This window comes from Pedobacter sandarakinus, assembly GCF_026240095.1.
GTDB classification, from domain to species: domain Bacteria; phylum Bacteroidota; class Bacteroidia; order Sphingobacteriales; family Sphingobacteriaceae; genus Pedobacter; species Pedobacter sandarakinus.
In genome coordinates, this window is sequence record NZ_JAPIVG010000004.1 from 385,224 (window position 1) to 408,729 (window position 23,506).

At 38.9% G+C, this 23,506-nt stretch carries 22 protein-coding genes; 11 read left to right on the forward strand and 11 right to left on the reverse strand.

Annotation, left to right across the window (positions count from 1 at the left end; genetic code table 11):
* The 4 genes from OQ268_RS13140 to OQ268_RS13155 are packed head-to-tail and all read left to right on the forward strand — an operon-like array spanning position 1 to position 4,752.
* On the forward strand, positions 1 to 1,512 hold the full coding sequence (locus OQ268_RS13140) for a polyamine aminopropyltransferase (protein WP_265856621.1): 1,512 nt from the start codon (positions 1 to 3) through the stop codon (positions 1,510 to 1,512).
* Positions 1,490 to 3,145, forward strand: a complete 1,656-nt coding sequence (locus OQ268_RS13145; RefSeq protein WP_265856623.1) for an FAD-dependent oxidoreductase — start codon at positions 1,490 to 1,492, stop codon at positions 3,143 to 3,145. The genes OQ268_RS13140 and OQ268_RS13145 overlap by 23 nt, the downstream gene beginning before the upstream one ends.
* The gene (locus tag OQ268_RS13150; RefSeq protein ID WP_265856625.1) at positions 3,132 to 4,196 is read left to right on the forward strand and encodes a hypothetical protein; all 1,065 of its coding nucleotides are present in this window, start codon (positions 3,132 to 3,134) and stop codon (positions 4,194 to 4,196) included. The genes OQ268_RS13145 and OQ268_RS13150 overlap by 14 nt, the downstream gene beginning before the upstream one ends.
* A 52-nt stretch (positions 4,197 to 4,248) precedes the next feature.
* On the forward strand, positions 4,249 to 4,752 hold the full coding sequence (locus OQ268_RS13155) for a lipocalin family protein (RefSeq protein WP_265856627.1): 504 nt from the start codon (positions 4,249 to 4,251) through the stop codon (positions 4,750 to 4,752).
* On the opposite strand, the gene OQ268_RS13160 is transcribed toward OQ268_RS13155, so the two are convergent.
* The 3 genes from OQ268_RS13160 to OQ268_RS13170 form a co-directional block, all read right to left on the reverse strand.
* Entirely contained in the window at positions 4,749 to 5,150 is a 402-nt protein-coding gene (locus OQ268_RS13160; protein ID WP_265856628.1) for a hypothetical protein, read from the reverse strand. The genes OQ268_RS13155 and OQ268_RS13160 overlap by 4 nt on opposite strands.
* A gap of 70 nt (positions 5,151 to 5,220) precedes the next feature.
* Positions 5,221 to 5,556, reverse strand: a complete 336-nt coding sequence (gene gldC / locus OQ268_RS13165) for a gliding motility protein GldC (protein ID WP_265856629.1) — start codon at positions 5,554 to 5,556, stop codon at positions 5,221 to 5,223.
* 384 nt (positions 5,557 to 5,940) lie between these two features.
* Entirely contained in the window at positions 5,941 to 7,284 is a 1,344-nt protein-coding gene (locus OQ268_RS13170; RefSeq protein WP_265856631.1) for a DEAD/DEAH box helicase, read from the reverse strand.
* A 397-nt stretch (positions 7,285 to 7,681) separates the two neighbouring features.
* Here OQ268_RS13170 and OQ268_RS13175 point away from each other — a divergent pair, with 397 nt between their 5' ends.
* The 3 genes from OQ268_RS13175 (at position 7,682) to OQ268_RS13185 (ending at position 10,491) form a co-directional block, all read left to right on the forward strand.
* The gene (locus tag OQ268_RS13175; RefSeq protein WP_265856633.1) at positions 7,682 to 9,016 is read left to right on the forward strand and encodes a dihydroorotase; all 1,335 of its coding nucleotides are present in this window, start codon (positions 7,682 to 7,684) and stop codon (positions 9,014 to 9,016) included.
* Between the two features lie 30 nt (positions 9,017 to 9,046).
* Positions 9,047 to 9,238 carry a hypothetical protein gene (locus OQ268_RS13180; protein ID WP_265856635.1) on the forward strand — a complete coding sequence of 64 codons (192 nt, stop codon included), beginning with the start codon at positions 9,047 to 9,049 and terminating at the stop codon, positions 9,236 to 9,238.
* A gap of 185 nt (positions 9,239 to 9,423) precedes the next feature.
* Positions 9,424 to 10,491 (forward strand): DUF3810 domain-containing protein, encoded by a 1,068-nt coding sequence (locus OQ268_RS13185; protein ID WP_265856637.1) that lies wholly within the window; start codon positions 9,424 to 9,426, stop codon positions 10,489 to 10,491.
* Between the two features lie 90 nt (positions 10,492 to 10,581).
* Here OQ268_RS13185 and miaE read toward each other — a convergent pair whose 3' ends face one another.
* On the reverse strand, positions 10,582 to 11,163 hold the full coding sequence (gene miaE / locus OQ268_RS13190) for a tRNA-(ms[2]io[6]A)-hydroxylase (protein ID WP_265856639.1): 582 nt from the start codon (positions 11,161 to 11,163) through the stop codon (positions 10,582 to 10,584).
* Positions 11,164 to 11,317: 154 nt separating this feature from the next.
* Here miaE and OQ268_RS13195 point away from each other — a divergent pair, with 154 nt between their 5' ends.
* The 4 genes from OQ268_RS13195 to OQ268_RS13210 all read left to right on the forward strand — a co-directional run bounded on the left by OQ268_RS13195 (position 11,318) and on the right by OQ268_RS13210 (position 17,032).
* Entirely contained in the window at positions 11,318 to 12,544 is a 1,227-nt protein-coding gene (locus OQ268_RS13195; RefSeq protein WP_265856641.1) for a glycosyltransferase, read from the forward strand.
* Between the two features lie 257 nt (positions 12,545 to 12,801).
* On the forward strand, positions 12,802 to 14,658 hold the full coding sequence (hscA, locus tag OQ268_RS13200) for a Fe-S protein assembly chaperone HscA (RefSeq protein WP_265856644.1): 1,857 nt from the start codon (positions 12,802 to 12,804) through the stop codon (positions 14,656 to 14,658).
* Between the two features lie 274 nt (positions 14,659 to 14,932).
* The gene (locus OQ268_RS13205; RefSeq protein WP_265856646.1) at positions 14,933 to 15,964 is read left to right on the forward strand and encodes an Atu2307/SP_0267 family LLM class monooxygenase; all 1,032 of its coding nucleotides are present in this window, start codon (positions 14,933 to 14,935) and stop codon (positions 15,962 to 15,964) included.
* Between the two features lie 111 nt (positions 15,965 to 16,075).
* Positions 16,076 to 17,032, forward strand: a complete 957-nt coding sequence (locus OQ268_RS13210) for a zinc dependent phospholipase C family protein (RefSeq protein ID WP_265856648.1) — start codon at positions 16,076 to 16,078, stop codon at positions 17,030 to 17,032.
* 9 nt (positions 17,033 to 17,041) lie between these two features.
* Here the strand turns inward: OQ268_RS13210 and OQ268_RS13215 are convergent, their stop codons facing one another.
* From OQ268_RS13215 to OQ268_RS13245, 7 genes are all read right to left on the reverse strand, one after another.
* Positions 17,042 to 17,728: a DedA family protein gene (locus tag OQ268_RS13215; RefSeq protein WP_265856650.1), complete on the reverse strand. Its 687-nt coding sequence runs from the start codon at positions 17,726 to 17,728 to the stop codon at positions 17,042 to 17,044.
* Positions 17,729 to 17,800: 72 nt separating this feature from the next.
* Complete coding sequence (locus OQ268_RS13220; RefSeq protein ID WP_265856652.1) at positions 17,801 to 18,499, reverse strand: DUF4397 domain-containing protein; 699 nt, start codon at positions 18,497 to 18,499, stop codon at positions 17,801 to 17,803.
* 58 nt (positions 18,500 to 18,557) lie between these two features.
* Entirely contained in the window at positions 18,558 to 19,235 is a 678-nt protein-coding gene (locus OQ268_RS13225; protein WP_265856654.1) for a DUF4397 domain-containing protein, read from the reverse strand.
* A gap of 84 nt (positions 19,236 to 19,319) precedes the next feature.
* Positions 19,320 to 20,444: a DNA polymerase III subunit beta gene (gene dnaN / locus OQ268_RS13230; protein WP_265856656.1), complete on the reverse strand. Its 1,125-nt coding sequence runs from the start codon at positions 20,442 to 20,444 to the stop codon at positions 19,320 to 19,322.
* Between the two features lie 33 nt (positions 20,445 to 20,477).
* Positions 20,478 to 22,184, reverse strand: coding sequence for a gliding motility-associated ABC transporter substrate-binding protein GldG (gene gldG, locus OQ268_RS13235; RefSeq protein WP_265856658.1), 1,707 nt, complete (start codon positions 22,182 to 22,184; stop codon positions 20,478 to 20,480).
* A complete protein-coding gene (gene gldF / locus OQ268_RS13240) occupies positions 22,163 to 22,888 on the reverse strand; it encodes a gliding motility-associated ABC transporter permease subunit GldF (RefSeq protein WP_265856660.1) in 726 nt (241 codons plus the stop codon). Before gldF ends, gldG begins: the two co-directional genes overlap by 22 nt.
* 76 nt (positions 22,889 to 22,964) lie before the next feature.
* Positions 22,965 to 23,504, reverse strand: coding sequence for a hypothetical protein (locus OQ268_RS13245; RefSeq protein WP_265856662.1), 540 nt, complete (start codon positions 23,502 to 23,504; stop codon positions 22,965 to 22,967).
* Positions 23,505 to 23,506: the final 2 nt, after the last annotated feature.

A 23,506-nucleotide genomic window follows, 5' to 3' on the forward strand; every position in this document is an offset into this window, starting at 1 on the left:
ATGAATAAAAAGTTACCGGCACTTTTATTAATTTCTGTTTTTGTTGTAGCAACTTGCGGATTAATTTACGAGTTGATAGCAGGCACATTAGCCAGTTATTTGCTCGGCGATTCGGTTACACAATTTTCAACCATTATCGGGGTTTACCTGTTCTCTATGGGCATTGGCTCATGGGTATCAAAGTATTTTGAAAAGAATATTCTTTCCTGGTTTATACAGATAGAAATTCTGGTTGGTTTGGTTGGTGGTTTCAGTGCTACTATTCTTTTCCTCGTGTTCGAAAGCATTGCCTCTTTCAGAATTGTGCTGTATGGTTTTGTAAGTTTAACGGGGATACTGGTAGGCTTAGAAATTCCGTTGTTGATGCGTATTCTAAAAGATCGATACGAATTCAAAGATCTGGTATCAAGAGTATTTACCTTTGATTATATTGGGGCTTTGTTGGCTTCGTTAATTTTTCCGCTATTGCTTATTCCACATTTGGGTTTGGTAAAAACAGCGTATTTGTTTGGGATGCTGAATGTTGCGGTAGCACTAATTGTTTGCATTAGTTTCAAAAAGCAGATAAAAGCTGTTAACTACCTTCAAACTGCATCCATAATCAGCATTTTGCTTTTAACGATAGGCTTCGTCTACGCAGACAAAATAACAAGCTTTTCTGAAAGCCAAACCTATAGTGACACGATTATTTATACCAAAAGCACCCCTTATCAGAGAATCATCCTTACCAAGAAAAACAAAATTTTGCGCCTCTTCCTGAATGGCAATTTGCAGTTTAGTTCCGATGATGAATACCGTTATCATGAAGCTTTAGTACATCCTGGACTGCAGGCGTTGCCCTTTGCAAAGAACGTATTAGTGATGGGAGGCGGCGATGGTTTGGCTGTAAGGGAAATTCTAAAGTACCCGAACGTGTCATCAGTAACGCTAGTAGATTTGGATAAAGGCATGACGAGTCTTTTCCAGTCAAACAAAATATTAACACGCCTAAATAAAAATTCCCTCTTGTCTCCAAGGGTGAAAGTAATTAATGCGGATGCGTTTAGTTGGATCAAAGGACAGCACCGCAAGTTTGATTTTATTGTTATCGATTTCCCTGATCCCTCCAATTACGCAGTTGGAAAGCTTTATACCAACTCTTTTTATCGCCTGGTGAAGGACTTATTAACGCCGAAGGGGCTGATGGTAATCCAGTCTACATCGCCCTATGTAGCGCCAAAATCTTTTTGGACTGTAAATAAAACACTTGAAAGTGTTGGCTTAAAAACCATACCATACCACAATTATGTACCATCGTTTGGCGAATGGGGTTACATAATGGCTACGCGACCAGAAAACCCATATAAAAAACCTCTGCAATATTTACCCGGGTTAAAATTTATATCTAAAGAAAGTTTTGAACTTATGCTTTACTTTCCGAAGGATATGAGTAAGGTGGAAACAGACATTAACAAGCTCAATAACCAGATTTTAGTAAAGTATTTCGAAGATGAGTGGGCAAACATTTTATAAAGATCAAGTTAACAGTTTTTTAAAACGGCGTGCTTTTCTCCTGCGGCTGGGCTTGGTAACAGGTGGTATCTTCCTTAATGGTTGCTATCAAAAGGCTAAAAAAAATGCATACAACATAAGTGGAAACCTCATTGGACCCAATGCAAAAGCAGGCCATATTCTTCGGGACAAAACAAAATTACCACAACCTGGCGCAGTAAAAAAGGTAAAAACTTTAATTGTCGGAGGTGGAATATCTGGACTTTCTGCAGGGAGATGGCTGAAGCAAAACGGCGAAACTGATTTTGAGATCATCGACCTCGAGAATTATGTTGGCGGAAATTCGCATTTCGGCCAAAACGAGGTGACAGCACACCCTCTAGGCGCACATTACATTACCGTAGCCAATAACGATGATACACTGCTATTGGATTTTTTACACGAAATAAACGTTATCACGCATTATGAAAACAAACTTCCCTTTTATAACGAGTACTTTTTAACTTTTGATCCAGAAGAGCGGCTGTTAATTAATGGCGAATGGCAGGAAGGTTTAGTTCCAGATTTTGGTGTTCCGCCAGCGGATAAAAAACAGATCAAAGCTTTCTTTGCAGAAGTAGAAAAACTTAAGAACACCAAAGGCTCGGATGGAAAGTTTCTCTTCCAAATTCCAGTTAAAGAATCATCTACAGATGAAAGTATTAGAAAATTAGATCAGATCAGTTTTGACCAATACTTGAAAGCTAAAGGTTTTAATTCCAAATATCTCCTTTGGTATTTAAACTATGCTTGTAAGGATGATTATGGTCAGAAAGCAACAAAAATCTCTGCCTGGGCAGGCTTACATTATTTTGCTTCACGAAGAGGCACTTCCGCCAACGCTGAGCAGAATGCAATCATTACATGGCCACAAGGCAATGGATGGTTAGTGCAGCAGATGCAGCAAAAACTCAAGAATCACATCAAGACCTCACAAATGTGCTGTGAGCTAGAGATTAAATCAAATGGAAAAGTTCATGCTTTAATTTATGATGTTCAGGCACACAACACCCAATGTATAGTGGCAGATCATGTGATCTTAGCCACGCCTCAATTTGTAAATAATCGACTATTAAAAGATATTGAACGGCCAATTGACTACCAGCAGTTCAGTTATTCCCCATGGTTGGTGGCCAATATTACGCTTGACCAACTTCCAAGTGCTAAGGGTACAAACCTTTGTTGGGATAATGTTGTATACAATACGCCGTCTGTAGGCTATGTAAACGCTACGCAGCAACAACTGCAATTGGCTGAAGACAGAAAAGTATTTACCTATTACCTACCTCTGTGTGATCATGAACCAGCAATAAGCAGACTGGCAGCTTATAGCAGAAGCTACGAACAATGGTTGGCGATCGTAATGCCAGAATTAGAACTGATGCACCCAGGAATCTCAAATAGCATCGAAAACATCGACTTTTGGATTTGGGGACACGGAATGATTGCACCAACTAAAAACTTCATCTGGAGCAAAAACCTTCAGCAGGCCAGAAAATCTATGGCAGATAAAATCTTTTTTGCCCATACAGATCTTAGTGGAATTTCTATTTTTGAAGAAGCATTTCACCAGGGAATAAATGCAGCTAAACAAGTGTTAAATGCTAAATCTTAACCACAAACAGCCTTGGCTAAACACTGCATGGAGTGACTTGTTGTTCATTCTCGCTCCTGCTTTCTTGTCACTTTTGTTGGTATTTATGTTTCCAGCACAGTTTCAGCACACTATAGATATTCCTTTGGTATATTGGGTGTTTTTAATTGTGTTTATAGATGTTGCGCATGTTTACAGCACCCTTTATCGAACATACTTCAATATTAGTACCCTGAAACAACAGCGCACACTATTATTATTAATTCCAGTAATATGCTACATTAGTGGTGTGTTCGTCTATAAGTTCGATGCACTTTGGTTCTGGAGGATACTAGCCTACTTAGCGGTTTACCATTTCGTGCGGCAGCAATACGGTTTTATGCGTTTATATACCCGCAACGAGGACAGCTCAAAACTTATTCACTTTATAGATAAAACTGCCATCTATGTAGCAACACTATATCCATTACTATTTTGGCACCTCAATAGTTCCAGAAATTTTAACTGGTTCATTGCCGGGGACTTTCTTAACTTTCAAAACGAGCCTCTACTTCAAATGGCAAAATGGCTATATGTTGCTGTTATCTTAGCTTATTTAACCAAAGAAGTCATTTCAGTCTATCGCCAAAAATGGCTTAACATTCCCCGGAACCTACTAATTTTTGGCACCTTTCTTTCTTGGTACTTTGGTATTGTTTATTTTAATGGAGATATGGCCTTTACCACGCTGAATGTACTTTCTCATGGCATCCCGTACATGGCGCTGATTTGGTTTTTCGAAAAGAAAAAATATCAGTCTGGAAAAAGAAACTCCAAGTTAATGAAATTATCATTTGGCCGTTATGGATTAATCATCTTCTTCATTGTCTTGGTTGCACTGGCCTATGTTGAAGAAGGTTTTTGGGATGGCTTTATATGGCAAGAACATCAGGCAGTTTTCAAACCATTTGCCAACTTACCGCGCATCAGCAGCCAAGAGCTCCTCTCCTTAATCATTCCGCTACTTGCACTTCCACAAGCAACGCATTACGTACTGGATGGCTTTATCTGGAAAGCCAAAAACAAATTTTAAAAAACTATAAAAACCTTCTTATCGTAAATCATATTAACCAATTCACGTTATTATGAAAGCGATATGCGCCCTTTTCCTGATGTTATTTAGTTTTTTGCCTGCAGAAAAAAATACACCAGTTGCCAGGTTAGATTTAAAAAAATACTCCGGAACCTGGTATTCCCTATATTCTATTCCTACCATTTTTGATAAGGGAAGCAGAGAGACCACTACAAAGTATACGCTTAACAAAGATGGATATTACGATGTATTAACTACCTACAAAAAACCAAATGATGAAAAGGTTTATTCAAGAAACTCGAAAATGTTTCCTTCAGAAGATGGCGATCGTGGAGAATTACAAGCACAATTCATTTGGCCAATAAAAATTGATTATTGGGTTATTGAACTTGCCGATGACTACTCTTACGTTGTAGTTGGTCATCCTGATCATAAATTTTTATTTATTATGAGTCGTAGCCAGACAATGCCAAAAAAAACCCACGATGAAATCGTGTCTCGTTGCAAAGCTAAAGGTTACGATGTTGCCAAACTAACAGCACAATTTAAAGGCTAGTTCGAAGCAATCTTTTCCGCTCTTTTTGTGCTGAAGAGCAGAAACAAAATCCCTACTAGCAACACAATCCATCCCCATTGAAAATGAACGACTTTACCAATAAGTTTATTGGCGAAACCGTACTTAGTATAGTTATTCTTGGTAAAAAAGACGGCCGCGAGAGATAAAACATACCAAATGGCCATTGCTACACTCATAAAACGCACAGCACCGGCCTTTCTAATAAACAGAAATAGCACCAGAATAGCTATCATGATATAAGTAATAAAAAACAATCTTGCATCAGATTGATATAGATTCCAGTTACCTTTCAAAGGCACTTTCAAGATAGGGCAAAAGCCAGCGATGGCACAAAGAATAATCCCCAATAAGGCCCTGAATTTATTTAAAATCAACATGGAATTAAGCAATTTATATTTTTTAGAAACAGTTTAAAATAGACCCCTGCAATAAGTTACAAATGTAGCGCTACTTTCCTTCAGTAATACCCATTTTCTCGGCAAAATGCGCACAGTAATCGCGTAGATCTTCCACAATTAAAGTTTCGTTAGTAGCTTTTAAAAAGCTATCGCCCATAGTTTGTAAGGTTTCATAGAAAAAACGCTTCATCTCGTCCACAGGCATATCTTTCGTCCACAAATCGATTTTTAGCGTGTTCTGGTAGTTATGGTCCCATACCGATAAAAACATGGCTTTGGCAGGCACCTTATCGCTATTTTTTGCGTCGCTACTTTCCCAAAGAATACTATCTGGATTATTTCCTTCGTCTAACTCAACTGTTAGTTTTATTTCCGCTGTCTTCATATTATCTTTTTTTGAGCGAAGCGCTCACCCAATTCCTGGCTGCAAAGATGCTTATTTTTTGGTTTGCTTAAGCTGCCAGAATCGATGTTGAACAATTTTTACGATTATATTACGAGAGCCGCTGAATAATTAGAATGAGCACCGCAGTAATAACGATAAAAATACATTCCACCAACCAAATGCGTTTCAGGTCTTTTAACGTGTACCTAAAAACCAAGTCGGTAATAAACGTTACTAAAATGAGACAACTTAATATAAGCAGGTAAAACCCACTCATATCTATCTGCTTCGGTGCTAGGTTTTGTTTAGTTAGAAGATGGTATGAAACCAAACCTAAACTAGCTGCACCAATAATGTTCAAAGGGGTAATCCTTAAAGTCATTACTATTTCTTATCAAATTTTTTACCTTTTTTAAACGACTTAATTTGCTTTCCTGCTTTGGCTTTGGCTTTTTCCCTCACTTTCTTTTCTATTGCCGCAGCATGTTTTTTCTCATGGAAAGCACCCTTAAAGTCCGGATCTTCCTTTCTTTTTTGCATATCAATCTCCCGAGCAATATGCTGGCGTTCCTCGTAAGGTGTTTCATCAATATAAACACCTTCGGGTATTTCTGCCACTGGGATGTATTGGCGAATCAGTTTCTCAATTTTACGGATGTAATATTTCTCGGCATCGGTAGCAAAAGTTATGGCATCGCCTTTGGCAAAAGCCCTGCCCGTACGCCCAATTCTATGCACATAATCTTCAATAATAATGGGTACATCGAAATTAATTACATGGCTCACATCGCTTACATCTATCCCTCTACTGGCCACATCCGTAGCTACCAAAACCCTAATATTTCCTTCTTTAAAGCTGTTAATAGAATTTATCCTGGTGTTTTGTCCTTTGTTTGCGTGAATTACCCGAACATTTTCGGCACCATAACGCCGTTCAATAAAGCTAAAAATATTATCGGCTACCGTTTTTGTTTTGCAAAAAATGATCAGACGATTAAAAGTCTCATCATTTTTCAACAGGTGTTGCAATAAATTTATTTTGGTTTTAAAATTCGGAACGTAATACAAGGTTTGGGTAACGTTTGCGGCTGGGGTAGCTTGTTGCGAAGCTTCAATGACTACCGGATTTTTTAAAAAATCACCAGCTATTTTCTGTACCAAATCGCTCATGGTAGCCGAAAACAATAAGTTCTGACGCTTCCTCGGTACAATTTCCAAGATACGATGTATCGAGCCAATAAAGCCCATATCCATCATTTTATCGGCTTCATCGAGGACCAGAAATTTTAAGCTTTGGGTATTAATATCTCCTGCCAAATACAAATCTAAAAACCGTCCGGGCGTTGCAATTAAAATATCAATGCCCTTTGCAATCTGTTCCTTCTGTGTTTTCGGTCCAATGCCTCCAAAAATCACCAGCGAACGCAAATCAGTATATGTAGAGAAAAGCTTCACTTGCTCTGCAATCTGCATGGCCAGCTCCCGGGTTGGCGACAAAATCAATGCCCTGGGGTTTTCGCCCTGTGCATATTTCAGCTGCATTAAAATCGGCAAAACAAAAGCAGCGGTTTTACCTGTTCCCGTTTCCGCGATACCGAAAATATCCTGACCAGATAGTACAGGAGCAATTGCTTTTTCTTGTATCGGCGTGGCAACGGTATAACCTGCATCGGCAACTGCATTTAAAATCTGCCTGTTTAACTTAAATTCTTCGAACGATTTTGCCATAGCCCACAAAGATAGTGATTAAGGTTGAGGGTTTGAAGGCGTAAGATAGTGGCTTTAAACCCCATTTCTAAATTTAGCGTCTTCTTCAGGAGAATTAATTGTAAAGCAATTCCACTAATGCTTAGGTTTGGGTAGTCCTGCTATCGTTCCAATCTTTTTGTCAATGTTTGTACAAGTATGTTATAGACTTGCACACAAAAAGGATTTCCACTTTATCAGGTTTATTTAACTCAAAACAGCAACATCAAACTTAATTCGCACCTTTCATCCGTTTAACCTTTATACTTTATACTCATTACTTTATACTTTTTACTTTAAACTTTCTACTTTAAACTTTATACTTTCTACTTTATACTTTTTACTTTAAACTTTTTACTAAAACACTACCTTTGAAACCATGAATACTTACCTGATAAAAGCCGCAACACTTGTTAATGAAGGAGAAAAAATCGTTGCCGATGTATTAATCAAAGATGGATTTATAGCTAAGATTGGTCATAATCTTACTGCTACTGGTGCAGAAGAAATTAATGCAGAAGGATTGTATCTTTTACCAGGAATGATCGATGATCAGGTTCATTTTCGTGAGCCAGGGCTAACTCATAAAGCAGATATTTTTACCGAAAGCATGGCTGCCGTAGCTGGAGGAATCACATCCTTCATGGAAATGCCCAATACCGTACCCAATACCTTAACGCAAGAGTTACTTGCTGATAAATACCAAATTGCTTCAGAAACCTCTTTAGCCAACTATTCATTTTACATGGGCGCAAGTAACGATAACATTGAAGAGGTTTTAAAAACCAACCCGAAAAATGTTTGTGGCATAAAGGTATTTATGGGATCCTCAACCGGAAATATGTTGGTTGATAACGAAAAAACTTTAGAAAACATATTTAGTAAAGCACCCATATTGGTAGCTACCCATTGCGAAGACGAAGCCACCATTCGCCAGAACCTTGCAGACTTTAAAACCAAGTACGGCGAAGCGCTAACCATCGAGATGCATCCGCTCATTCGAAGTGCAGAAGCTTGTTATAAATCATCATCGTTAGCGGTAGAACTGGCCAAAAGCTACAAAACACGTTTGCATATTTTGCACATATCTACCGCGAAGGAAATTGCACTTTTTGATAATAGTATTCCATTAAAAGATAAAAAAATTACCGCCGAAGCGTGTGTACATCACCTTTGGTTTAACGATCAGGATTACGCAGCGAAAGGCAATTTTATTAAATGGAACCCCGCGGTAAAAACTGCTGAAGACCAAAACGGAATTTTGGCGGGTGTTTTAAACGACCAGATCGACGTAATTGCTACCGACCACGCCCCGCATACTTTAGAAGAGAAAAACCAACCATATACCCAAGCTCCTTCTGGCGGACCATTGGTACAACATGCTTTACCTGCCCTATTAGAAATGCATTTGCAAGGAAAAATTTCTCTGGAAAAAATAGTGGAAAAGACTGCTCATAACTTGGCCATTTGTTTTGATATCGAAAAACGGGGATTTATTAGAGAGGGCTATTGGGCAGATTTAGTATTGGTTGACTTGAATGATGCCTGGAAAGTAACCAAATTAAATAACTTTTATAAGTGTGGTTGGAGCCCTTTTGATGGAGATACTTTTCAAGCCAGCATTACGCATACATTTGTATCAGGCAATTTGGCGTACCATAAAGGCAGGTTTACAACCGACCAAATTGGGCAAAGGCTAACATTTGCGAGATAACAACAATTGTAAAATAATAATTTTTTAATCTTGGACACCCTTTCTCCTCCAATAGAAACACGTACCACAAAGCAACTTCTCTTGATTGCGGGTAACCCCGAAGAGTGGACTCAAGAGGCGCTTTTTCAAGCGCTAGAAGCGTTGAAGGCTCGAGGTGTTACGGAGGAGCAAATAAAACAAGCTAAATATTCACATAAAAAAAACTTAAACTTAGAGACCTGAGAAAGGCGAAAGAATCTTATTCAATCTTAGAATCTGTTGTTAACCCCTGTGCAACTCTTTTCGAGGTACTGATTTCTTGGGAACTGAGGAAAGACGGCTTTGAAACAAAGGCAAATCAACAAGTTTGGTTAAGACCAATATTTATACTTTTAATAATTATTTTAATTGTTGCTATGCTATTCTAAATGCGAAAAACGAAACCTATTTTTTTTAAGTTTTTAGCGCTATTTGGTCTAGCGCTTTTAATTTTTCTGTTCGGTCTGTTCCCAATGGCCGTAAAAAAATACTATTCATTAGGTTTTTATCCCTTAATATCCTCAGCGCTGAGGTTCATTTCATCTAGTTGTCCATTTGCAGTAGGCGACATTGTGTACGCCCTGTTAATAGGCTTTGTGCTTTATAAAATCATAAGATTCATTAAAAAACGCAGAGCACTAAAAAAGGAAGACCGGTTTATTGTACCAATTCAAATTTTAAATTTTTTCCTAATCCTGTATATCGTCTTCAAAATGGTTTGGGGTCTAAATTATAGTCGGCCTAGCATAAGCGAAGAATTAGGCATAGCCAATGAAAAATACAGTGTAAAAGAACTGGTTCTGTTGGGCGATTATTTCGTTAAAAAAACCAATGGCTTAAAGGTAATGCAGCGTAGCGTTCCCCCCTATCTCATCCATGAATTAAAACAAAAATCTGCCGCTGCCTACCTGTTGCAAGCCAAACAAAATGCGCTATTCCGATATGCAAATCCATGTTTAAAATCAGTTTCGATTCCCTATTTAGTTAGTAAAGCTGGCATAGAAGGTTATTATGCACCGTTAACCGGAGAAGCAAATATGAATATGAAACTCCCCGATTTTGTTAAACCTTATGTTTCGTGCCACGAAATTGCACACCAACTCGGTATTGCTTATGAAGATGAAGCCAACTTATTGGGTTACTTAACAGCAAGTAATAGCCCCGATGTGAGTTACCAATATGCAGCTAATTACGAAATGTTAAGGTACATCCTGTTCGAAATCAGAATGAAATCTCCAGACGATTATAAATTGCTGCACGATCGTTTACTGCCTCAGGTTTTAGCAGATTTTAAAGCTGAAAAAGAGTTCTGGCGTAAATATAATGGCGAAATGTTTGGCTACATGGATGCAGCTTTTGATCGTTTTCTAAAACTGAATAACCAACCGAAAGGCATAGACAGTTATCAAGATATTGTAATCTGGCTGTGGAACATACACAAAAGTGAGTTACAATAAAAAGTAAAACGAAGAACGAAGAATTTAAAAACCTACAACTTAAAACGGAAAACTTATGAGGTAGAACGTAAAACCTACAACATAAAAGTACTAACCATGTATCGCCTCTTTTGTTCCGAAACTTTGTATTAACTCACCTTCAAAATCCAACCATTCTTTCCAACGTTTATCTACATCAACATCGGTGCTGTATTTACGGGCAAAGTTTAGAAACGTGGTGTAATGCCCAGCTTCAGAAACCATTAATTCATGGTAGAATTTGGCCAGTTCGGCGTCTTTAATATTCAATGAAAGTACACGGAAACGTTCACAACTCCTGGCCTCGATCATAGCTGCAAATAAAAGCCTATCGATAAAAGCCTGGTTTCTGCTGCCATCTTTTTTACTAAACTTCACTAAACGGCCAACGTAATCATCTTTCCGCTCACGACTCAAAGTATACCCGCGTTGTTTAATAATGTCGATAACCATTTGAAAATGTTGCATCTCTTCAATGGCAATGGCGGTAAGTTCATCAACTAAATCTTGATGCTCAGAATTTTGTGTAATTAAAGTAATCGCATTCGATGCAGCTTTTTGCTCGCACCAGGCATGGTCAGATAAAATTTCTTCGAGATTAGATTCAGCAATATTTGCCCAGCGTGGGTCTGTTAACAATTTTAAGCCTAACATTTACGATTTTTGTTGAACGGCAAAATTAAGAATATTTAAGATAGGTTTGTATTCACCAAACATTAAATACGATTACGGAATAATGATTATAGTTATTCAAAATCATATCAGTCTTCGGAAGCAAAAAAAAAGCGCTTATTTTGCATATAAATAAATGACAGTCGCGAAGAAACTATTAATAATTGGGTTGGTTTGGCCGGAGCCTACCTCATCGGCAGCGGGAACGAGGATGATTCAATTAGTTGAACTCTTTCTGCGCCACGGTTACGAAATTACTTTTGCTTCAGCAGCTTCTAAAAGTGATTTCAGTCATAACTTCTCGGGCACCAGCGTTACCGAACAGCAAATTAAACTAAACGACGAAAGCTTTAATGATTTTATAAGAACTTTAAATCCGGTTATAGTACTGTTCGATCGTTTTATGATTGAAGAGCAATACGGTTGGCGGGTACAGCAGGAATGCCCCGATGCCATTCGGATTCTAGATACCGAAGATTTACATTGCCTACGTAGTGCACGCCAGCAAAGCGAAAAAAAACAAACGGATCTAAATTTCTTTAGCGAAGTGGCTAAACGCGAAATCGCTGCTGTTTTACGCTGCGATTTATCCCTCATCATTTCAGAAACAGAGGTGGAAATCTTAAGCGAAACCTTTAAAATAGACAAAGCATTGTTGCACTACCTCCCATTTTTAGAGGATAACATTGATACGGAAATCACAAAAAATTGGCAGAGTTTTGAAGATCGATCAGATTTTATCTTTATTGGAAATTTCTTACATGAGCCTAATTGGAATACGGTACAAACACTGAAAACGAAAGTTTGGCCAATTTTACGGAAGAAGCTGCCTGGCGTAAATTTAAATATTTATGGGGCCTATCCTACCGAAAAAGTATTTCAGCTTAGTAATAAAGCCGAAAAGTTCTTGATAAAAGGCAGAGCTGAAAATGCCCGAGCTACGCTTTCTAAGCACAGAATTCTACTGGCGCCAATTCAGTTTGGGGCCGGTGTTAAAGGTAAATTTATCGATGCGATGCAGGCAGGCACACCCTCGCTAACTACTTCAGTTGGTGCCGAGGCCATGGCAGGAGATTTAGCATGGAATGGATTTATCGAAAATGATTTGGAGGTCTTTGCCGAAAAGGCTGTGGCGCTGTATCTAGATGAAGCGGCTTGGCTTGCTGCGCAGCAAAACGGGATAACCATTATTAATGAAAGATACGCTGACAAAAAATTCGGCCATGACTTTATTTCACTCATCGAAGAAATTGACTTAAAAAAGCACCGTCAGAATAATTTTATCGGTCAAATTTTAAATTATCATACAGCACAAAGCACTAAATACATGTCGCTTTGGATTGAGGAGAAGAACAAGAAGTAGCTATTTACGAACTTGCAGGAACCTAAAAGCAACTGAACATAGTTTTTAAACCTGATTGACGGGGAAAGCCCAAACTTTTTCTGTTTGGCTTGTACCAAAAGCAGGGCTAAAGAATCCTAAGCATTACAGAACTGCTCATTTCCAAAAAAATGTCTTAGCTTACAGAAACTTATTCCTGAGCAAACCAGCTTGCTTTCTTTACAACATTTAAACATTCAAAAGCCCAAAAGCTTACAACATTCTTGTAACTTTGAACCATGGCAAAAATATCAATTAACCTTGCTACAGGTTCCTTTCAAAAGGAAGAAATTATAGTTGGCATAGATTTAGGCACCACAAATAGTTTGGTGGCTTTTATCGATCCAAGCAAAAATCCACAAGTAATTAACGATGCTGGAAAAGGAGTTTTAGTGCCTTCTGTAGTACATTTTAATGAATACGGAGATGCTGAAATTGGTAATGAAGCTAAAACTTATCTTACTACAGATCCAACAAATACCATTTTCTCGGTAAAACGATTATTGGGCCGTTCTTACAAAGACGTTGCCGAACACAGCGATATTTTCAGCTACAAAATAATTGATGATGATACCGATGCCTTGGTAAAAATTCAGGCCGGAGATCGCTTTTATACCCCGATTGAACTATCTGCCGAAATTTTAAAAGAGCTCAAAGCCCGTGCAGAACACGCGTTAAAAACCCCGGTAAACAGGGCTGTTATTACTGTACCAGCATATTTTAACGATAGTCAGCGGCAGGCAACCCGAGATGCCGGGAAGCTAGCGGGATTAGATGTGATGCGGATCGTAAACGAACCCACGGCAGCTAGTTTGGCCTACGGAATTGGTCTAGATCCATCGCAACAAAAAACCATTGCCGTTTACGATTTGGGTGGTGGTACATTCGACGTGTCTATTCTCCAAATCCAGAACGGTATTTTTGAGGTTTTGGCTACAAATGGAAACACTTATTTGGGCGGCGACGATTTTGACCGGGCTATTGTAAACCATTGGATAGAGAAAAATAATCTAGACATTTCGCTTCTGGCCCAAGATAACATATTGATGCAAACCTTGCGCCTGCAAGCTGAGGCGGCTAAAAAGGCATTGTCTGCACAAAATTTATACAACGAAAAAATTGGCGACATCTGGTGTACGCTTGATAAACAAACTTTCGAAAAATTAATTTCAAGCAAGGTAGATGAAACCATAACGGCTTGTAAAAATGCACTACAAGATGCCAATTTAGATGCCACTGCTATCGATGAGGTTATTCTAGTTGGTGGTTCTACCCGCACGCCATTTGTAAAACAAGCGGTCGAGACTTTCTTCGGGAAGAAACCACAAGACAATATCAACCCCGATGAGGTAGTGGCATTAGGCGCCGCTATCCAAGCCGATGTATTGGCCGGCAACCGGTCTGATATTCTTTTGCTAGACGTAACCCCGCTATCTTTAGGCATAGAAACCATGGGCGGCCTGATGGATGTGATTATTGCCCGCAACAGTAAGGTGCCCACCAAGGCTGGCCGACAGTACACCACTTCTATCGACGGACAGGTGAACATGAAGATTTCAGTTTATCAAGGCGAAAGAGATTTGGTTAAAGAAAACCGCAAGCTGGCAGAGTTCGAGCTGAAAGGAATTCCGGCGATGCCGGCAGGTTTGCCAAAAGTTGATATTAATTTCTTGTTAAATGCCGATGGTATCTTAACGGTTCAGGCAATTGAGTTGCGTTCTGGCGTTAAGCAGGAAATTGAAATCACGCCTAGCTATGGTTTAAGCGACGATACAGTTGAAAAAATGCTCATCGATAGCATTACCCATGCCCAAAGTGATGTAGCCCAGCGAATGCTGATAGAGGCCCGCAGCGAGGGCGAACAGTTGCTCTACACCGCAGAGCGCTTTATAGACAAGCATGCCGAGCATTTAACTGAAGCCGAAATTAAAGAAACTAAAAATTACATAGCAGCATTAAAAAGTGCTTTGGCCGGCGCTGAAAAAGATGCCATTTTAAAAAAGGCCGACGAGCTAAATGAATTTACCCGTCCGTTTGCAGAGCGTGTAATGGATGCGGCAATTTCTACTGCCATGAAGGGTAAAAAAATAGAATAACATCAACCTAATGCTGATTTTTTGTAAAGCAAAACCCGTGCTTATCGGCTTCGATAGCCCCGCTTTCCGTTTCAATCTTTTTCAAATCAATAAGGTTTTCTCAAACCTTATTGGTTTAATCAAAAGTATTTTCACTTCACTCGGGTTTAGATAACGCAAGAAACTACAAAATACGCTCATCACCAATCTTAATTCCTGGTATAGATAATCAAGTTTAACCGCTTTCTTACCATACATCAAAATTTACTTAAGTTGAATAGCTTATTTTTGTATTATGGAATTAGGTATCGGTATGTTTGGCGATTTGCAGATTAATGCAAATGGAGAAATTCAATCAGCACAACAACGTCTTCAAGAAATTATTGAAGAGATTAAGCTGATGGACGAAGTAGGGTTAGATTTTTATGGAATTGGCGAGCACCATCGGCCAGATTACGCAGTTTCGAGCCCCGAAATAATTTTAGCTGCCGCAGCATCTGTAACCAAAAACATCAAATTGAGCAGCGCCGTGTCAGTTCTAAGTTCATCAGACCCTGTAAAGCTATACCAAAATTTTAGTACCATAGACTTAATTTCTAATGGCCGAGCCGAGCTAATGGCTGGAAGAGGAAGCTTTATTGAATCATTCCCGCTATTTGGATATAACCTGCAAGATTATGATGAGCTTTATGAAGAGAAGTTGGAACTGCTTCTGAATATAAATAGCACACCTAAGATAAGCTGGAAAGGAAAGTTTAGGCCAGAATTGGTGAATCAAGAAATTTTGCCCCGGGCTGTGAACAATCATTTAAAGATATGGGTTGCTGTGGGTGGAACACCAGAATCGGTAGAACGAGCTGGTAGATTGGGCTTGCCTGTAATGTTTGCCATCATTGGCGGACAACCGGAGCAGTTTAAACCCTTATTCGATTATTACAAGCGGGTTTATCAAGCTTATGGCCACGACATGAGCAAGTTTGAAGTAGGTGTACACATGCATTCGCTTTTTGGAAATGATAGTCAAGAAGTTGCAGATTACTATTTTCCCCTTTACTCGGCGCAGATGAATAGAATCGGCCGCTCTCGCGGTTGGGCGCCATATTTACGAAACCAGTTCGATGCCGGAATAGGCAAAGGTGGTGCATTAGTTATTGGCGATACCAATGAATCAGTCGATAAAATTTTAGCCATGAAAGAAATGTTTGGTTTAACCCGCTTTTCTGCCCATATGGATGTTGGCGGCCCCTCTCATTCGGCGATGATGAAATCAATAGAGATTTTTGGAACGCAGATAGCGCCCCGCGTTCGGGAAGCACTTAATAGCTAAGATAAGGGATAATAATAGCATATTGGTAATCGTCTTTTACTGCTGATTGCCGAGGGATGTTTTTGTTGCGCCAACCTTTCCATTACGGGTGCTTTTTGTTATCTTTCCATTATGAAAAGATTAACGATTATCATGACGTTAATCATCCCACTAATCATTTGTACCGCATGGGGATTCTTTGCGCATCAGCGTATTAATAATCTTGCCGTATTTACTCTACCTTCGGAAATGATTGGCTTTTATAAAAAGAACATCAAATATATTACAGAACATGCAGTCGATCCTGATAAGCGGCGCTATGCCGACACTTTGGAAGCGCCAAGGCACTACTTAGACGTAGAAAATTATGAAACAACAATCGATAGCATACCACCAAAATACAACGATGCGCTAAAAAAATATGGCCTCAAACATTTAAATGAGAACGGAGTTGTACCTTGGCAAATTCAACGTACATACTATAGCTTAGTTAAAGCATTCAAAACCAAAGACTCGATCAAGATTTTGAAGTATTCTGCCGACTTAGGCCATTACATTGGGGATGCTCATGTACCACTTCACACCACAGCAAACCACAATGGCCAACTTAGCAATCAGGTAGGTATTCATGCCTTTTGGGAAAGCCGACTTCCGGAGTTGTTCTCGGGCAACTATAATTTTGTGGTAGGAAAAGCCGTATATATTGAAGATCCACTTGCACAGGCCTGGCTGATCCTAAAACATACCCGGACATTGGTAGATAGCGTTTTGCTCCTCGAAGCCAGCTTGTCGAAAAAATTTCCATCTGACAAAAAATTCAGCTTCACAGAAAAAAATGGTGCTGTGTTAAAACAGTATTCTCTTGCCTACTCAGATGCTTACCACAAAGAAATGAACCATATGGTTGAAAAACAGATGCGCCATGCTATCTTATCTATAGGAAGTTTCTGGTATTCTGCCTGGGTAGATGCTGGGCAGCCGATACTTAAGAACCTAATAATAACACCCTTATCTCCCGATGAAATAAAAGAAGAAACCAATACAGAGCTAAAATATCAAAAAGGAAAATCGCTTGGAAGGGAAATTTAAATTAATAACCTAATGCTTCGGCTCTTCTCCTTCAATTATCTTCTCTAGTTTTTTAGGTTGCATTTTACTTTTAACGGCAGCCCAAACGGCAGGCACAAAAGTAACAACGGCAATAAAAACGATAACCAGTTCGAAATTATTTTTGATAACCGGAATTTGCCCGAGTGCATAGCCGCCTAAAAGCAATGCAACAATCCAAGCCACTCCGCCAATAATATTGAAGTATGTAAATCTACCAAAAGGCATCTTCGCAATCCCAGCTACAAATGGTGCTATAGTCCTAAAAATCGGTAAAAACCGACTAAAAATGATCGCCTTACCGCCATGTTTTTCGAAAAATTCATGCGACTGCTCGTAGTACTTCAGTTTTAGGATTTTATTTTCCTCTTTAAAAACCCCTGCGCCAAGTACGCTGCCAAGCTTAAAGTTTACAGTATTGCCTAAAACTGCTGCAACAATTAAAATGCCTAGCATTAGCCAAATACTTAAACCGGTTTCATGCTCGCCTGCAATAAGCGCTCCCATGGCAAATAATAATGAGTCGCCGGGTAAAAATGGCAGAACCACTAAGCCAGTTTCAGCAAAAATGATCAGGAATAAGATCAGGTAAGTCCAGGTTTGATAGTCATTTACAATTTGTGCTAAATGAACATCAATATGAAGAATAAAATCTAAGAGTTGCTGTAGTAATTCCAAGTTATTTAATTTTGGGCAAAAGTATGAATATGATAGGGATTAATTGTTACTAAACTTGATAAATGACAATGGTTAGTTACTAGACACAACCCTTTGTTGAAGTTCTCCAGTTTTGGAGCCATCTATGAGTACCATCAATACCCGACCATTTTGGATGGTGTTGCTGGTAAGTATGGGCACCACTGGCTGTGGATTGGTTGTTGTAGGTGTGGTAAGCGTAAAAGATATCCTCGTAGAATCTGAAACCTTAATTTTCTTATTTATCCTTTGGCCGTAACCAATGGTAAATTTTGGGAAAGAGTTGGCAGAATCAACCACAACAACGGTCGATTTCAAAGTATACCCTAAATTAAAAAAGGTAAGTTTAACGCTATCGCGGTTTATCAAAACATCATCTTCAAACCTCAGCAAACGTGGTTTAGCATTAACGCCCTCTCGGGTAAAGAAAATCGAATAATTCTTCCCAATGTTAAAGGAATCTGCCGGCAAGCTTGTCAAATCTACCGATTCGGTTATATTTCTTGAACTAACTTGATAGCTGGTTCTTCCAGGCACTACGATATAGGCGCTACTGGTACCGTAAGCTGCTGCAGAGCCGAAAGACTTGCCATTTAAAAAAAAGTTCTGTGTGGTATCAAGCGCAGATGTGTGGAAAACTCGAATTTTGGTATCGCCCTCGATGAAATTGTCATTTTTAATACATGCACTTAAGCACATGATTAAAAAGGCAACAGCAATTAATTTCGAAATAGGCAATGTTATGTTTTTCATAAATATATGCGATGCAATTAAAACGTAAAGATAGTACAATGCATATAAAAGTCTTAAATTAATTATCGGTGATGATGTGTGCTTCTAAAGTTGCTGCAGTAGTTCCACTAAACCAGATGGTGTAAATTTTTCCTGCTTCCATCGCAGTACCATCCAACGTTTTCGCATTTCCACCGCCAACAACATTATATCTCAGGTTTATACCCGGTTCTACCGCAAAGTATGCCGAGGCCTGCTTATATGCTAGTCCGTTTACAAACTGCGTACCTGCCTGAACGCTTACATTGATGCCGGTTGCAAAATATGGCGTTAAATTAATCAGTTTTATTTTTGCTTTACCACTTTCGGTATTGCTTAAATTATCTTCAAAGCTAAGCAAATCTCTTATGCCCTGCCTGTCGGCTATTAAAAACGTGGTGTAGGTTATGGCAGGAGTATAAGCCATAGTGCGTTCTGTTTGCATGCCATTATCGCCACTGAATCTAAGGACCCTGCTTCCAGATGCAAGCTTAATATAATCTGTTGTTTCCGAAAAAGCAATAGGAGCTAACGACACCATCACGTTATCGGCATAAATGTTTTGCGGCACTTCTGTTATTGCTGCATTAACCATTTTCACTTTAGTTTCACCTTTTACTACCCCATTGGGATCGTTTTTTTTACAAGACGAAAAAAGCATTAAAAAGCAGAGTGCAATTAATAAAGAGACAGCAGAGCGAGAGGCGTAAGATTTCATAGATGTGTTGTATTTGGTTTTATACAAAAATGGCTTGGTCAAAAACCAAGCCATTTTGAAAATCTATTAAACCTTAAATTTGTTTTAATAACTATTGTTGAGCATCACGGGCATCACCAACATCAAAACATCTTCATTTTCGTCGTTTGTTTGCGGGATTAATAAACCAGCCCTGTTCGGTGTAGACAGTTCTAGCGTCACTTCATCGCCACTTAAATTGCTCAGCATTTCAATTAAAAACCTTGCATTAAAGCCAATTTCTAAGTCTTCGCCGTCGTATTGGCAACTTAAACGCTCATGTGCTTCATTGGCAAAATCTAAATCCTCAGAGGAGATGTTCAATTCACTTCCGTTAATTTTTAACCTTACCTGATGGGTTGTTTTGTTGGCAAAAATAACTACCCTGCGCAGTGTATTTAAAAATAATCCCCTATCGATAACCAATTTGTTTGGATTGTTTTGAGGAATTACTGCTTCGTAATCTGGATAGCGTTCGTCTATTAAACGACACACCAAATTGATATTCTCGAATTTGAAGAAAGCACTTGTTGCATTATAATCTACAGATACATTGATATCAGTTGATGGAAGTGCTGCCTTTAAAAGTGTTAGCGCTTTTTTAGGCAGAATAAATGACGTTGCTTTATCGGCTTTGCTATCCATGCGGCGGTAACGCACTAATTTATGTGCATCAGTAGCTACAAAAGTAATGTGCTGTTGCGAGAGCTGACAGAAAACGCCTGTCATAGCCGGGCGTAACTCATCATTGCTTACTGCGAATATGGTTTTTGTAATGGCTTCGGTTAAAACAGATGCAGGCAAATTTACTGATGAGGCATTGTCTACCACCGGAATCTTCGGAAAATCATCTCCGTTTTCTCCGCTAAGTTTATACTTACCGTCACCTGCACTAATCTCAATTGCAAAAGTGCTATCATCAATATTGAAAGCAATAGGTTGGTCGGGTAACGTTTTAAGGGTATCTAATAAAATTTTTGATGGAACGGCAACTTTTCCTTCTTCTTTAGATTCTACAGCCAAAGATGTTGTCATGCTAGTTTGAAGGTCAGTAGCAGAGATTGTTAAGTTTCCGTCTTTAATTTCGAAAAGAAAATTTTCAAGTATAGGTAAAACCGTACTGCTGCTTGAGGCACCATTTACGGTTTGTAGGTGTTTTAATAAAGTTGATGTGGATACAATAAATCTCATGATATCAATTAGTCTTCTTCAAAAATATAAAAATTATTTAGCGTACTTGTATTTACGGTAATAATGTTGAAAAATCGCAAAGAATATTAACAATAGCAAAGGTGCAACTACATTTATCAATTGCCACTTTGTTTTTTCGAGTTTTATCTTCGATTTATCAAGTAACCTTGCTTTAATTTCTTTATCCCGAAGTGAGATAAGATTATCTCCATCGGTAAAATAATCTACAATATTAAGAAGAAGTGCCTTGTTGCCAAAAGTGCGCTGACTGAAGCGATCGTACCCTAAAGGAAAAGGCAAACCATTTGTTTCTGATACTTGATTTTTGAACACATCTCCATCCCCAATCACAATCATTTTGTTAAGCTTGCTACGCGATTCATTTGTATAAGGCGCTTGGATTCCCTCGGGAAGTGGTCTGCCCGCGAAAACTGATGGAAAATTCCCTTCTAACAACAAACCTACGGGTTGGGGAACACTCTGGAAATCGCGTGGGTTGAGTTGTTCGCCAACCATTTGCATGCTAAAAAGCTTTGGAACGCTGAATACCTTATTAAATGGTGATGTGCTTAATAGGTAAGATTTACTTACACCTTTTACACCAATAGAATCGACACTGCTGGGAAACTCGGTTTTAATACCATCTAACTTTTTTACCACGCTTTGGCTTGTATCACCAAGTAAAATCGGATAATAAATCCATGGAAGCAATTCCATTTGGTTTTGCCCACCTACGGTGCCTGTAGACACTGGGATTTCAGCCGCGTTAGCCGGATCGGCCAGGATGTTGTAGTTGATCCGGGCGCCATACATAAATAGCATATCATCCAAATTCAGTTCTTTGTTAACTGCCATTTGCGCATTTCTACCCCTTAAGCTATCTAGTTCTGCCGTGACTTGATCTATACTCCAAAGAACACTGCCCCCATGCATTACAAAATAGTTTATTTTGTACTTTTCAGTTTCTGTAAAAGGTTTAGTCGGCTTGGCAATTACCATCATTTGAAGCTTATTTAACCCTGCTTGGTCAATGCTATTTAAATCAATGCGCCCCACTTCATAACTTGATGAAAGGGTGTGAATGGCATCTCCAAGTTGCAGATCACTAAGTTCTCCATTAGACTCCGTAAACCCGATTCGGGGATTTTTTCCAGAAATCACTTTCTTTAAGCTAGATGTAAAAACATACTCCAGGTTTTCTACAGCACGGTTTATATTGTCTTCGTAACTGCCACGGGTATCAAGATTTTGAAATAATTTAACAGGAAATTCCTTATTATCGCTTTCAATCATGGCCATCGGATAGACCAATTTCTGCGTGAGTCCAGCCTCTGTTTTAACGTTCAAATTAGTGGCTTCTATTCCTCTTTCAAATAAATTATTGATTACCGTATCTTGATCTGCCTGATTTAAACCGGCCAAAGGATCAACGAAAACCACTTGCAAATCTGCTTTAGAATAAGCTTTGTAATCAGTTAGCAGATCGTTTACCGCAGCTTGTAATCTTTTAAATGCAGGAGGAAGTTCACCATCTAGAAAAACAGTTATAATGATCGGTTTTGAATTCTCTTTCAATACCTTCCTTGTCTTTTCACTTAAGGTAAAGCGCTTATCTGACGTGAAATCAAATCGGTAGAATATGTATTGGCCAAGAATGTTTACTGCAATCAGGATTAAGGCAATTATAATCAGGCTAATCCATTTGTTATTTCTTTTCATCAACGCTTTCCTCCTATCCATAACCTGGTAATCAACAAAAATATTACGGTAAAACTGATAAAATAGAGCAAATCTCGAGTGTCTAACACACCGCGACTAATGGATGTGTAGTGTTGATTAATCCCTAAATGCATAATGATGGTATCAAGACCTTGAAAAGCAAATAGCTGACTAGTATAATCGAAACCCAAATAAGCAAAAGCACATAATCCGGCACAAACCACAAATGCAATGATTTGATTTTTTGTGAGCGCAGAAGCAAAAATCCCCATTGAAGTAAAAGCTGCGCCCAATAAGAACAACCCAATGTATGAACCAGTTACCGCTCCAGAATCGATGTTACCTTCTGGAAAACCAAGTTGGTATATTGCGTAATAGTAAACAAGAGTAGGAACCAGGGCGAAGAGAACTATAACCAAACTTGCCAGGTATTTTGCCGTGATAATTTCCCATAAGGTTATGGGGCGTGTAATCAGCAATTCGTAGGTGCCTTCACGGCGCTCTTCGGCAAAAGACCGCATGGTGATGGCTGGAATTAAGAACATAAAAAGGTATGGCACTAAACTGAAAAAACCACCCAATTCTGCATATCCATATTCTAATATTGAGGTATCGGGAAAAACCCATAACAATAAGCCAGATACCAACAGAAATATACCGATGGTGATATAGGCAACCATTGAACTTAAAAAACTGAATAATTCCCTTTTGAATACTGCGTACATGATACTTTAAATGCCGAAGTTAATAAAATAAAAAGCAATGCCTTTTACACGAGTAAAACCCAATATCCGGATCTCGCTAAAGGTTAAAAAGATAAGCAATGCGTAAACCCGCAAATCCTTTAGAATTTGTTCCATTCAAGCCTAAGATTCGGTCATTTCTGCCATTCCAACTTTCGTACCTGATACCAAAATCGAGCTTACTATCGCCTGACACCCGAAACTGATTGCCAATTCCTGGCGACCATATAAAAAGTTTGTTCTGGCCGTCATTTACTGGAATGCCAGCACCAAGTTGTCCTTCCACATAAAAGGTTTCGCCAAGGTAATATTTGAGTCCTCCTTTTAAAGGGATATAACTTAGATCTTGAACACTTAAAATTTGCGTTCGCTTACCAAAAAAATTGGTATAGCCTGCATTTAGACTTAACGCAAATGCACTCGAAATGGGAAAGCTAGCCTTAACAGATCCGCCTAAACCAATAGCTGAAACGTTAGAAAAATTACCAGAAGGCAAGTTGATTTCTGCGCCGATATCCACGCTAGTTGTATTTTGCGCCATAGCGAAGGTGCCCACGAATAACAATAAAACGAATAAATAAAGTTTGATTTTTAACATTG

What these genes read in the sequence shown, in the direction of transcription:
- OQ268_RS13140 (WP_265856621.1), top strand. Translation starts at nt 1, where the DNA reads ATGAATAAAAAGTTACCGGCACTTTTATTAATTTCTGTTTTTGTTGTA.
- OQ268_RS13145 (WP_265856623.1), top strand. Translation starts at nt 1,490, where the DNA reads ATGAGTGGGCAAACATTTTATAAAGATCAAGTTAACAGTTTTTTAAAA.
- OQ268_RS13150 (WP_265856625.1), top strand. Translation starts at nt 3,132, where the DNA reads ATGCTAAATCTTAACCACAAACAGCCTTGGCTAAACACTGCATGGAGT.
- OQ268_RS13155 (WP_265856627.1), top strand. Translation starts at nt 4,249, where the DNA reads ATGAAAGCGATATGCGCCCTTTTCCTGATGTTATTTAGTTTTTTGCCT.
- OQ268_RS13160 (WP_265856628.1), bottom strand. Translation starts at nt 5,150, where the DNA reads ATGTTGATTTTAAATAAATTCAGGGCCTTATTGGGGATTATTCTTTGT.
- gldC (WP_265856629.1), bottom strand. Translation starts at nt 5,556, where the DNA reads ATGAAGACAGCGGAAATAAAACTAACAGTTGAGTTAGACGAAGGAAAT.
- OQ268_RS13170 (WP_265856631.1), bottom strand. Translation starts at nt 7,284, where the DNA reads ATGGCAAAATCGTTCGAAGAATTTAAGTTAAACAGGCAGATTTTAAAT.
- OQ268_RS13175 (WP_265856633.1), top strand. Translation starts at nt 7,682, where the DNA reads ATGAATACTTACCTGATAAAAGCCGCAACACTTGTTAATGAAGGAGAA.
- OQ268_RS13185 (WP_265856637.1), top strand. Translation starts at nt 9,424, where the DNA reads ATGCGAAAAACGAAACCTATTTTTTTTAAGTTTTTAGCGCTATTTGGT.
- miaE (WP_265856639.1), bottom strand. Translation starts at nt 11,163, where the DNA reads ATGTTAGGCTTAAAATTGTTAACAGACCCACGCTGGGCAAATATTGCT.
- OQ268_RS13195 (WP_265856641.1), top strand. Translation starts at nt 11,318, where the DNA reads ATGACAGTCGCGAAGAAACTATTAATAATTGGGTTGGTTTGGCCGGAG.
- hscA (WP_265856644.1), top strand. Translation starts at nt 12,802, where the DNA reads ATGGCAAAAATATCAATTAACCTTGCTACAGGTTCCTTTCAAAAGGAA.
- OQ268_RS13205 (WP_265856646.1), top strand. Translation starts at nt 14,933, where the DNA reads ATGGAATTAGGTATCGGTATGTTTGGCGATTTGCAGATTAATGCAAAT.
- OQ268_RS13210 (WP_265856648.1), top strand. Translation starts at nt 16,076, where the DNA reads ATGAAAAGATTAACGATTATCATGACGTTAATCATCCCACTAATCATT.
- OQ268_RS13220 (WP_265856652.1), bottom strand. Translation starts at nt 18,499, where the DNA reads ATGAAAAACATAACATTGCCTATTTCGAAATTAATTGCTGTTGCCTTT.
- OQ268_RS13225 (WP_265856654.1), bottom strand. Translation starts at nt 19,235, where the DNA reads ATGAAATCTTACGCCTCTCGCTCTGCTGTCTCTTTATTAATTGCACTC.
- dnaN (WP_265856656.1), bottom strand. Translation starts at nt 20,444, where the DNA reads ATGAGATTTATTGTATCCACATCAACTTTATTAAAACACCTACAAACC.
- gldG (WP_265856658.1), bottom strand. Translation starts at nt 22,184, where the DNA reads ATGGATAGGAGGAAAGCGTTGATGAAAAGAAATAACAAATGGATTAGC.
- gldF (WP_265856660.1), bottom strand. Translation starts at nt 22,888, where the DNA reads ATGTACGCAGTATTCAAAAGGGAATTATTCAGTTTTTTAAGTTCAATG.
- OQ268_RS13245 (WP_265856662.1), bottom strand. Translation starts at nt 23,504, where the DNA reads ATGTTAAAAATCAAACTTTATTTATTCGTTTTATTGTTATTCGTGGGC.